The 11,357-nt window shown below is 50.2% G+C and carries 6 protein-coding genes; 3 read left to right on the top strand and 3 right to left on the bottom strand.

All coding sequences use genetic code 11. The features are described from left to right. Positions 1 to 270 (bottom strand): hypothetical protein (locus ACTHMC_RS07750; protein WP_440412306.1); only part of this gene is annotated, 270 nt, incomplete at its 3' end. A gap of 15 nt (positions 271 to 285) precedes the next feature. Between ACTHMC_RS07750 and ACTHMC_RS07745 the strand changes: the two genes are divergently transcribed. The 3 genes from ACTHMC_RS07745 to ACTHMC_RS07735 all read left to right on the top strand — a co-directional run bounded on the left by ACTHMC_RS07745 (position 286) and on the right by ACTHMC_RS07735 (position 9,727). Beyond that, positions 286 to 5,598 (top strand): HAMP domain-containing protein, encoded by a 5,313-nt coding sequence (locus ACTHMC_RS07745; RefSeq protein ID WP_440412304.1) that lies wholly within the window; start codon positions 286 to 288, stop codon positions 5,596 to 5,598. Positions 5,599 to 5,624: 26 nt separating this feature from the next. Beyond that, positions 5,625 to 6,881, top strand: a complete 1,257-nt coding sequence (locus ACTHMC_RS07740) for a hybrid sensor histidine kinase/response regulator (RefSeq protein ID WP_440412302.1) — start codon at positions 5,625 to 5,627, stop codon at positions 6,879 to 6,881. Positions 6,882 to 7,201: 320 nt separating this feature from the next. Then, on the top strand, positions 7,202 to 9,727 hold the full coding sequence (locus ACTHMC_RS07735; protein WP_440412299.1) for a zinc-dependent metalloprotease: 2,526 nt from the start codon (positions 7,202 to 7,204) through the stop codon (positions 9,725 to 9,727). Positions 9,728 to 9,908: 181 nt separating this feature from the next. Here ACTHMC_RS07735 and ACTHMC_RS07730 read toward each other — a convergent pair whose 3' ends face one another. Continuing rightward, complete coding sequence (locus ACTHMC_RS07730) at positions 9,909 to 10,379, bottom strand: NUDIX domain-containing protein (protein WP_440412297.1); 471 nt, start codon at positions 10,377 to 10,379, stop codon at positions 9,909 to 9,911. 3 nt (positions 10,380 to 10,382) lie between these two features. After that, positions 10,383 to 11,321, bottom strand: a complete 939-nt coding sequence (locus ACTHMC_RS07725) for a magnesium transporter CorA family protein (protein ID WP_440412295.1) — start codon at positions 11,319 to 11,321, stop codon at positions 10,383 to 10,385. Positions 11,322 to 11,357: the final 36 nt, after the last annotated feature.

The following is an 11,357-nucleotide window of genomic DNA, read 5'->3' as shown; positions in this document are numbered from 1 at the left end:
TTTTACCGAATGATTGGGTTGTTTAGTTTTTGGTTGCTGATGTGTGTTATTTGTTTTCATAGCATTTATGTTTAAGATATGCTTTAAAACGCGGTGCCAGGCTTTTACAGAGTGTGGAATCTTTTGCCCGTATAGTGGAGAATAGGCAACATCCACAATTTCTGTTGATAAGTTTTGAAATGCAAGGTGCAGCAGGGATGTGCACTTCAGCTGAAATGCAATTCTGGCATGGTTTTCACGCAAAATAGGAGCAGAAAATTGATTGCTCATAAACCTAATCTCAATATGGCCCGGCCAAAAACCACCACAGTCAGGAAATCGGCTGTTACTGAAAACCCTGTCCTGCGCTCCCCGAAAAAACCTTCCGGTAAAAAGATCAATTCCTCCAATGGTACTGCCAAAGTCCGCGAAAGCCTGGACCATGATGCACTGCTCAAAGTGCTGACAGAGGTACGCAATGGGAATTTCAGTGTACGGATGGGTAATGGGCTCTCTGGCCGCGACAAAAAGATCTGTGATACCCTCAACGAAATAATTTCCCTCAACGAGCAGATGACCTACGAGTTTACCCGCGCCGGCAGCACCATCGGTAAGCAGGGTAAGCTCACGCAGCGCATTGAACTGCCCAATGCAAAAGGAAGCTGGCGTGCGGGCATGGAAAGTCTTAACCTCCTCATCTCCGACCTGGTAATGCCTACCATCGAGATCGCGCATGTGATCAGCTCGGTGGCCAAGGGCGACCTCATGCAGCGTATGCCGCTGGAGATCGGTGGCTATGTGCTCAAGGGAGAGTTTGCGCGCATCGCCAAAGAGGTGAACGACATGGTGGAACAGCTCAACCTCTTTTCCATGGAGGTTACCCGTGTGGCGCTTGAAGTGGGAACGGAAGGAAAGCTCGGTGGACAGGCCCAGGTAAAAGGTGTTGCCGGAACCTGGAAGAATTTGACCGACTCCGTGAACCAGATGGCCAGTAACCTTACCGGCCAGGTGCGGAACATTGCGGAAGTGACCACGGCGGTTGCCAAGGGTGACCTTAGCCGTAAGATCACCGTGGACGTGAAAGGAGAGATCCTTGAATTGAAAAACACCATCAATACCATGGTGGACCAGCTCAACTCGTTCGGTTCCGAAGTAACGCGTGTGGCGCGTGAAGTGGGCTCTGAAGGAAAGCTCGGCGGTCAGGCTGATGTACCCGGTGTGGCCGGGACCTGGAAAGATCTTACCAACTCAGTAAATAAGATGGCGAGTAACCTCACCTCGCAGGTGCGGAACATCGCCGAAGTGACCACCGCTGTGGCTAAGGGTGACCTTAGCCGTAAGATAACGGTGGACGTGCGGGGAGAGATCCTAGAATTGAAGAACACCATCAACACCATGGTGGACCAGCTCAATGCATTCGGCTCTGAAGTAACGCGGGTGGCGCGTGAAGTGGGCTCGGAAGGAAAGCTGGGCGGACAGGCCGATGTACCCGGCGTGGCGGGTATCTGGAAAGACCTTACCGATAACGTGAACAAGATGGCGAGTAACCTCACCTCACAGGTGCGGAACATCGCGGAAGTGACCACGGCGGTGGCCAATGGTGACCTCAGCCGTAAGATCGGCGTGGATGTGAAAGGAGAGATATTAGAGCTCAAGAATACGATCAATACCATGGTGGACCAGCTGCGTGGCTTCGCTTCCGAAGTAACGCGGGTAGCGCGTGAGGTGGGAACTGATGGAAAGCTCGGAGGACAGGCCAATGTGCCTGGCGTTGCCGGAACCTGGAAGGATCTTACCGATTCTGTGAACCAGATGGCCGGCAACCTCACCGCCCAGGTGCGGAATATCGCGGAAGTGGCCATCGCCGTGGCCAACGGTGATATGAGTAAGAAGATCACGGTGGACGTGCGCGGTGAGATCCTGCAGCTGAAGGAAACACTCAATACCATGGTGGATCAGCTCCGTGCCTTCGCCTCCGAAGTAACGCGGGTGGCGCGTGAAGTAGGTACCGATGGAAAGCTCGGTGGTCAGGCCTTCGTGCCCGGTGTAGCCGGTACCTGGAAGGATCTTACGGATTCTGTGAACTCCATGACCGGTAACCTCACCGCTCAGGTTAGGAACATCGCGGAAGTGACCAAGGCCGTGGCTTCGGGCGACCTTTCGAAGACCGTGGCCATCGACGTGAAAGGAGAGATCCTCGATCTGAAGAACACCATCAATACCATGGTGGAACAGCTCAACTCTTTTGCGTTTGAGGTTACCCGTGTGGCGCGTGAAGTAGGTACGGAAGGTAAGCTCGGCGGCCAGGCAGAAGTGCGTGGGGTGGCCGGTACCTGGAAAGACCTTACCGACTCCGTGAACATGATGGCCTCCAACCTCACCAACCAGGTGCGGGGTATCGCCAAAGTGGTGACCTCCGTGGCAAACGGAAACCTGAAACAAAAACTCGCCATCGTATCTCGCGGTGAGGTGGCGCAGCTCATCGATACCATCAATGAAATGATCGATACCCTCGCCACCTTCGCAGACCAGGTGACCAACGTGGCCCGTGAGGTGGGGGTGGAAGGAAAGCTGGGTGGACAGGCATCGGTGCCCGGCGCTTCCGGTATCTGGAAGAACCTTACCGAGAACGTGAACCAGCTGGCGCAGAACCTCACCACGCAGGTGCGCTCCATTGCGGAAGTGGCATCGGCGGTAACCAAGGGTGACCTTACACGTACCATCCGCGTGGAAGCGAAAGGTGAGGTGGAATCACTGAAAGATACCATCAACCAGATGATCAGTAACCTGCGGGAGACCACGCAGCGTAACCAGGACCAGGACTGGTTGAAATCGAATCTGGCGCAGTTCGGACAGATGTTGCAGGGGCAACGTGACCTTAAAACAGTGGCACAGCGGATCCTCTCCGAGCTGGCGCAGGTGGTACAGGCCCACTACGGTGCCTTCTACATTCTGAAGCAGGATGATGAAGATTCCGAAATGAGGCTCCATCTCTTTGCGGCCTATGGCTACAAATCAGATAAGAATATCCCAACTGAATTTGCCATCGGCGAAGGCCTTGTTGGTCAGGTGGCATTCGAGAAAGAAAGGATCATTCTTCATAATATCCCGGGCAATTATATCAAGATCAGCTCGGCGCTCGGCAAAACAAAACCAACCAACCTGATCATCCTGCCGGCATTGTTCGAGAACAACGTGAAGGCGGTGATCGAGCTGGCATCGCTGGAAAAATTCAGTTCCACGCACCTCGACTTCCTCAGTCAGCTTACAGAGAGTATCGGTATCGTATTGAACACTATCGAGGCCAACTCCAGAACGGAGGAGCTGCTGATGCAATCTCAATCGCTCGCCGGTGAGCTCAAGATCCAGCAGGAAGAATTGAGAAGAACGAATGATGAACTGCAGGATAAAGCATTGCTGCTGGTAAAGCAGAAGAACGAAGTGGAGGCCAAGAACCGTGAGGTGGAAGAAGCACGTTTGTCGCTCGAAGAAAAAGCGGAACAGCTGGCGCTTACATCCAAATACAAATCCGAGTTTCTCGCCAATATGAGCCATGAGTTGCGTACGCCACTTAATTCGCTGCTGATCCTGGCGCAGCAACTCTACGAGAATGTGGAAGGCAACCTGTCTGAGAAACAGATCCGCTACGCTAAAACCATCCACTCCTGTGGTGATGACCTTATCCAACTCATCAACGATATCCTCGATCTTTCCAAGATCGAATCCGGTTTCATTACGGCCAATATTTCTCCCGTACGTTTTGCAGAGATCGCTATGTTCGTGGAAACCACCTTCAAGCCTATCTCAGAAGCCAAGCATCTCCGCTTCCTTATTGAAACGGACACCCAACTGCCGGAATTCATGGAAACGGATCTGCAGCGCCTCAACCAGATCCTCAAAAACCTGCTCTCCAATTCATTCAAGTTTACGGAGAAAGGGGAGGTGAAACTGAAGATCTATGAGGCCAGGCGAAACTGGAAAACAGGCAATAATTTCCGTCTCGATAATGCCGGCAGGGTAGTGGCATTCGCCATCAGCGATACCGGTATCGGTATCCCTCCGGAAAAACAGAATATCATCTTTGAAGCCTTCCAGCAGGCGGAAGGATCCACCAGCCGTAAATATGGCGGTACGGGACTTGGACTGAGTATCAGCCGTGGTTTGGCCGAACTGCTCGGAGGCACCATCGAACTGGAATCGGAAGTAACCAGGGGCAGTACCTTCACGCTCTTCCTTCCGGTGCATAATGTGGAAGGAATTGTGGTAAGGGAAACGCCGGACTTTGTAAGCGATTATGCATCACAGTTAGTTCCTGAAAAAAGCAGGATCGATGCGCTGTTCAGTAATATTCATGCCGTGTCTGACCCCGGCGAGAACAGCAACAAGGCCATCATCAATGAAATGATCAATGATGCCGGTGACGACAGGAACCATATCCAGCCCAGCGATAAAGTAGTGCTGATTGTGGAGGATGATCTCCGCTTCGGCAAGATCATCATCGAGAAGGCGCATGAAGTGGGACTGAAAGCCATTGTGGCCACCAACTACCTGGAAGTATTCGAGTTCCTCAACCGCTTCCTGCCCATCGCCATCACACTGGATGTTAAACTCCCCGATACCAGTGGCTGGAAAGTACTGGAACTGTTACGCAATGATCTGAACTATCGTCATATTCCCATTCACCTCATCTCCGGTGAAGAGAACAAACAGCTGGCATTGAAACGTGGCGCACGAAGCTTCCTGCTCAAGCCGCTGGATAATGAAGCATTGCATGACCTCTTCAATGATATCATTTCTTTCCATAACAAAAGCGTGAGAAGTATCCTGGTGGTGGAAGACAATGAACTGGACAGCTCACAGATAGTGAAGATGCTGGAGAGCGATTCCCTGCAGGTGCGGATAGCAACAACGGCAAAGGATGCAGTACGCAGTATTTCTGATCAGGCTTTTGACTGCATCATCCTGGATTATTCATTGCCGGATATGGCGGGGATGGACCTGGTGAACAAAGTGCATGAGATCAAGCACCGCAATACACCGCTGATCATATACTCCGCACGTGATTTCAATAATAAGGAGATGAACCAGCTGAATATCACTTCCAGTGCAGTGCTGACCAAAGGTGTGGACTCCCTGGAGCACCTGCTGGAAGAGGCGGTGAGTCATCTTCATATCAATCACAAAGATCTGTTGCCTGAGAAACGCAGGGTAATTGAGAATGTGCGGTTGAAAGAAGATATTCTAACGGGGAAGAACATACTGGTAGTGGATGATGATGTACGCAACCTGTTTGCACTAACAACAGTATTTGAACGTTATAATATAAATGTGATCACGGCAGAGAGTGGAAAAGAAGCTATCCAGGTGATCCGCGAAGAACAACCGAAAATAGATATGGTGCTGATGGATATCATGATGCCTGAAATGGACGGCTATGAAACAATGCAGAAGATCAGGAGGGAGCACAAGAACAACCTGCTTCCGATCATTGCTGTAACGGCCAAGGCCATGAAGGGAGACCGGCAGAAATGTATAGAGGCGGGTGCTTCCGATTACATCACAAAGCCTTTGAAAATGGACCAGTTGCTGAGTCTGATGCGTGTGTGGTTTTATAAATAATATTGATTCTCTACCAAAAAGCCTTCATGCATTCCAAAATATTATTAGTAGACGACAGGGAAGATTCGCTTTTCTCCATGGAGACCATCCTGGAGCCCGATGGCTACCAGTTTGTGAAAGCGAGCTCCGGACGGCAGGCGCTTAAGATCCTGCTGAACGAGCATGATTTCGCCCTGATCCTCATGGATGTGAAAATGCCCAACCTAAACGGTTTTGAAACGGCGGAGCTCATCTATGAGCGTGATAAACTTCGTCATATTCCTATCATTTTTATCACAGCCAATAATTACGGGGAGGAGAATGTTTTCAAGGGATACCGCACCGGCGCCGTTGATTATATCTATAAACCCGTAAATCCGGCATTGCTTCGCGCAAAGGTGGGCGTATTTGTAGACCTCTATCGCAAGAACTACCAGTTGCTGGTGCAGGAGCAGAAACTCAAGGCCATCAACCGCAGCCTGGAGATGGAGATCAATGAGCGGCGCGCTTCCGAAGAAATGGTGAGGCAGCTCAACCAGCAGCTGATGCAGAATATCCATCTGCTGGAAACAGCCAACAGGGAACTGGACAGGTTCGCATTCATGGCCTCGCATGATCTGCAGGAGCCGTTGCGGAAGATCCGCACCTTCGGAGATCTGCTGGGGATGAAGTTCAAAGACCAGCTCGACAGTGAAGCAAAGACTTACATCAGCCGTATCCAGAATGCGGCAGAACGGATGCAGACATTGATCAAGGATATCCTCGCTTTCTCGCGCGTGAGTGATGAAAAGGACAATTTTGTACGAAGTGATATCAACCAGATCATCCAGGAAGTACTGGTTGATCTGGATAGTACGGTGCAGGAGAAACAGGCCGTGATCAACGTTGAAGAGATCCCGCAGCTGGATGTGAACCCCGGACTGATCCGTCCGCTTTTTTACAATCTGATTGGTAATGCACTGAAGTACAGCAGGAAGGATGTGCTACCGGTAATATATATACGAAATATACCTCCTGGTGCTGTAGCCAAGGTCCCTGTGTCAGAGACCGGTTATTGCCGGATCACCATCGAAGACAATGGAATCGGGTTTGACCAGGTGTATGCGGAGCAGGTGTTCGATATGTTCCGGAGATTGCATGTGAACAAGGATTATGAGGGAACGGGCATCGGCCTGGCGCTCTGTAAGAAGATAGTGGAAAAGCATCATGGGTTCATCAGTGCTGAAAGTACGCCCAATGTGGGATCGGTTTTCACAGTGACCTTACCGGTGGAGCAGAAGCCGTCCGCAATGATGATGCGATAATACTTTTTTTATATTTATCCCTTTCCCGGGCGGAGCTGCCAATCCGTCCGGGTTTTTTATGCTTTCAGGTTACCGCTCATGTAAAGTTTTGCCAATACTGTGGTTGTTCGTCGTATTTAAGGTCGTGGCAGTTCCAAAAAAAATTAACTTGCCGCCTTTAATCAGGGTGTGCCCAGTCGCTGGCGTCCCCGCGAGTGACGTTTATTCCGTCACCTCCGGCAACACAGTGCTCGCCAGAGGCGGACAATTAGAAGTCACTCTCGGGGACGCGAGCGACTGGGTGCACTCCGAACCCTATTGAACACTAAATGTTTTTCAAGATGACAAAATCCCTCAGCCTGAAAACCTCGCTCTGCGCAGGATTGCTGCTCACAACCGGAGCGATGGCAATGGCGCAAAGGAATGGCAGGAATGCCGGAACAACAGATACTGCAAATAAGCCAGCCGCCACAACTCCGGTTGTGAAATCCGGTCTCAAACCTTATAACGAAGTTGTTACCGCAAAAGCAAAAACAGAACGCGGTCTCTTCCTGGTGCACAAAATAGATGACCGCTACCTGGTAGAGATCCCCGAAGCCATGCTCAGCAGGGATTTCCTCTTCATGACCCGTGTGGCAAAGGCAGGGGCCGATCTCCGCAGTTCAGGTTCCATGTCGGGCTACGCCGGTGATGCCGTGAATGCCAACGTGATCAGCTTCCAGCGCGGACCTAACAACAAGCTCTTCCTGGTAAAGAAAAGTTTTTCCGAGTTCTCTGCTGATTCCACCAGGGATATGTACACGGCAGTTATCCGTTCCAATATGCAGCCCATTGCTGCCGGTTTTGATATCAAAGCGCAGTCTTCTGACTCAAATGGCGTGGTGATAGATTTCACTGATTATATCGCGGGCGACAATGATGTGCTTCATTTCGATAATAACCAGAAAAAGAACTGGAAGCTTGGTGGTTTCCAGGCAGACAAATCATATATCGCGGGTGTGAGTTCTTTCCCGCTCAATACCAATATCAGAACGGTAAAGACCTATGCGCGTGCAGGTGAGTCTGCATCTGGCAATGCCACCATCGAGCTCACCACCTCCATTGTGGTGCTTCCCAAAGAGCCGATGCAGCCAAGGTATTTTGATCCGCGTGTAGGTTATTTTGCAGTAGGGTATACCGACTTCGATAAAAATCCACAGGGCATAAAAGAGCTGGTGCTGGCCAAACGCTGGAGACTGGAACCAAAGCCTGAAGATGTGGAGCGTTACAGAAAGGGAGAACTGGTGGAACCACAGAAGCCCATCGTTATTTATATAGATCCGGCCACTCCAAAGAAATGGGTGCCATATCTGATCCAGGGTGTGAACGACTGGCAGAAGGCTTTCGAGAAAGCAGGCTTCAAAAATGCCATCAAGGCCAAAGCTGCGCCAACACCGGAAGAAGATCCGAGCTGGAGCATGGATGATGCACGTAATTCAGTGATCGTTTACAAGCCATCTTCAGTGGCCAATGCAAGCGGCCCAAGTACGGCCGATCCCCGTTCGGGAGAGATCCTTGAAACGCATATCAACTGGTACCATAATGTAATGGAACTGCTGCGCAACTGGTATATGGTGCAGGCAGCTGCCATCGATCCACGCGCCAGGAAAGCACAGTTCGATGATGAGCTGATGGGGCAACTGATCCGCTTTGTGTCTTCCCATGAAGTAGGACATACACTGGGCCTCCGTCATAATTTCGGATCCAGTTCCACCGTGCCGGTAGAGAACCTGCGCAATAAAAAATGGGTGGAAGAAAATGGACATACCCCCAGTATCATGGACTATGCGCGTTTCAATTATGTAGCGCAGCCAGAAGATAATATTTCTGAAAAAGGGATCTTCCCACGCATCGGTGATTACGATACATGGGCTATAGAATGGGGCTACCGCTGGACCGGTAAATCAGTTGATGAAGAAACGGCCATGCTGGGAAAGCTCACTACAGAAAAGCAAAGCAACAAACGTCTCTGGTTTGGTACTGAAACCAACAGGGATGATCCGAGGTCACAGAATGAAGACCTGGGCGACAATGCGATGCTGGCCGGTTCTTATGGCATCAAAAATCTGCAACGCATACTTCCTGAATTACCGGAATGGACGGCCAGCGCCAATGAAGGATATGCAGACCTGGCTGCAATGTATGGTCAGGTGACGGGACAATTCGGTCGTTATGTAGGCCATGTAGTAAAGAATATCGGTGGTGTGATGGAAACGCCAAAGCGTGTGGAGCAGGCAGGTCCTGTATATGAGCGGGTGTCTAAAGAACGTCAGAAAGAAGCGATGGAATGGCTGAAGAAAAATCTCTTCACTACGCCAACCTGGTTGTTGAATAAAGAGATCACCGGTAAGATAGGTGTGGATGGTGTTGTGATGGTGGGGAGATTGCAGGACCAGGCGATGAATAAACTGTTCGATGGCCGTTTGATCGACAAACTGATCACGGGTGAATCGGAAGGCGGTGTTACTTATACTGCCACTGAATATATCACGGACCTCAAGAATATCGTGTGGAGCGAAGTGGCGGCACGCAAGCCCATCGATGTATACCGCCGCAACCTGCAGAAGGATTATATCATCAGGGTGGAAAGGATCTTCAATCCTGTTCAGACACGTTCAGGTTCCAGTGCTGTGAGTGCGCTTGCTGCTGCATTCGGTTTGCCGGCACCGATCAATGAGACCGGCGATGCTTTCTCTATATACAGAGCCACCATGAAGGCTTTACGCAATGAAATCAAAGCGGCGATACCGGTAACTACGGACAGGCTTACCCGTTATCACCTGGAGGATATGGCGGACAGGCTGAACAAAATGCTCGATCCTAAATAATTCAAAGGGCTGACTTTAAAAGGTCGGCCCTTTTACTTTGGCAATGCCCGGTCGCTCGCGTCCCTGCGAGTGACTTTTATTCCGTCGCCTCCGGCGACACGGTGTTCGCCAGAGGTGAACCAATATGAGTAACCCGCCAGAGGCGAGCTACCGGCATACCCTGAATCATTGTAAAAAAATCCTAGCGGGAGAGTTGTTCCTTTATCATTTTGGCAACTACCTTATCTATGGGCAGCGTCACGCTTTCTTCGGAGAACTTATCCAGGCTGATATAGCGGAATGCTTCAGTTTCGCCCCGTTCTTTGTAGATGGCCATCTGTGCTTCGTCGAATTCAAACTCAGTGCTGCGGATGGGTGTTCTGATCGGTTCCAGCGCCTCTACAAAATAGTAGATGGAAATGATCTGGTCTTCGGGTTTGAAATAACTTATCTGGAAGAAGTCGGTGGTGTAGATATGGTCGGTCACTTTTACAGTGAGGTCCATTTCTTCTTTGAATTCGCGTTTGAGGCAATCGCGCGTGCCTTCTCCGAACTCCATGCCACCGCCGGGGAATTTGGTGTAGTAATTGCCTTTGATCAGTTCATCTGCTACCAATATATCTTTACCCGGGCTGAGGAGGATACCGTATACTCTTACATTGAACTGTTGCATGGACTAGAATAATTTTTTCTTCAGGAAGAAGTAACCGATCACCAGTGAAATGGCGAGTGATAAAAATACAGGAATATAAAAGGCGAAGGGTGAATTGGAATAGGGGATCGGTACGTTCATGCCATAGATACTGGCTACCAGTACGGGCACTGTGAGAACGATGGTGATCACGGCCAGGCGTTTCAGCACCTGGTTCTGGTTATTGGCAATGATGCTGGCGAAAGCATCCAGCGTACTGCTGAGGATATTCGTATAAATATTGGCCATTTCAAGGGCCTGTGAATTGTCTACGATCAGATCCGCCAGAAATTCCTTCTCCGTTTCGTTGAGGCCGAGGAAGTTGGTGCGTTCGATCTTCATCAGCAGCATTTCGTTGGAGCGGAGTGCTGTAACAAAATATACCATGCTCTTCTGGATCCGCATCAGTTGCAGCAGTTCTTCATTACGGTTGGCGGCGTACAGTTTTTGTTCAACCTGGTTCCTGCGCTGGTTGATCTCTTTCAGGTTCTCCATGTAGGTCTGGATGATCTTTTCAAAGATCTTCAGCACCATCATCTTCCGGTTATCCGGATGACGGTTCTGGAAAGTGTGCAGGAATTTTTTGATGGCGCCGTTCTCGAAGGAGTTAACGGTCACGATCTGGTTGTGCGTAAGAATGATACTGATGGGGATGGTGATATAATAAGCGTCGCTGTCGTTAAAGGAATTGTTTTCCGTGGGCGTTTTGATCACTATCAGCTTCACGTTATCGTCCTCCTCATAACGGGTTCTTTCATCGATATCAAGGGAGTCCGTAAGGAAGTCGAGGGGAATGTCCAGGGCTTCGGCCAGATCGGAGAATTCCTCCTGTTTCAGGGGCGGCAGAATGTTGACCCATGAGCCGTTTTCGGGTTGTTCAATTGCTACCGTCTGGTGGTTGATATTTTTGAAATATTGTATCATCGGCGGCGCAAAGGTAAGCGGGCTTTTTGAATGTCA

It is taken from the genome of Pseudobacter sp., from assembly GCF_051955275.1.
Taxonomy (GTDB): domain Bacteria; phylum Bacteroidota; class Bacteroidia; order Chitinophagales; family Chitinophagaceae; genus Pseudobacter.
Note: the sequence above shows the minus strand (reverse complement) of the source record. Positions and strands in the feature narration are given on the sequence as shown.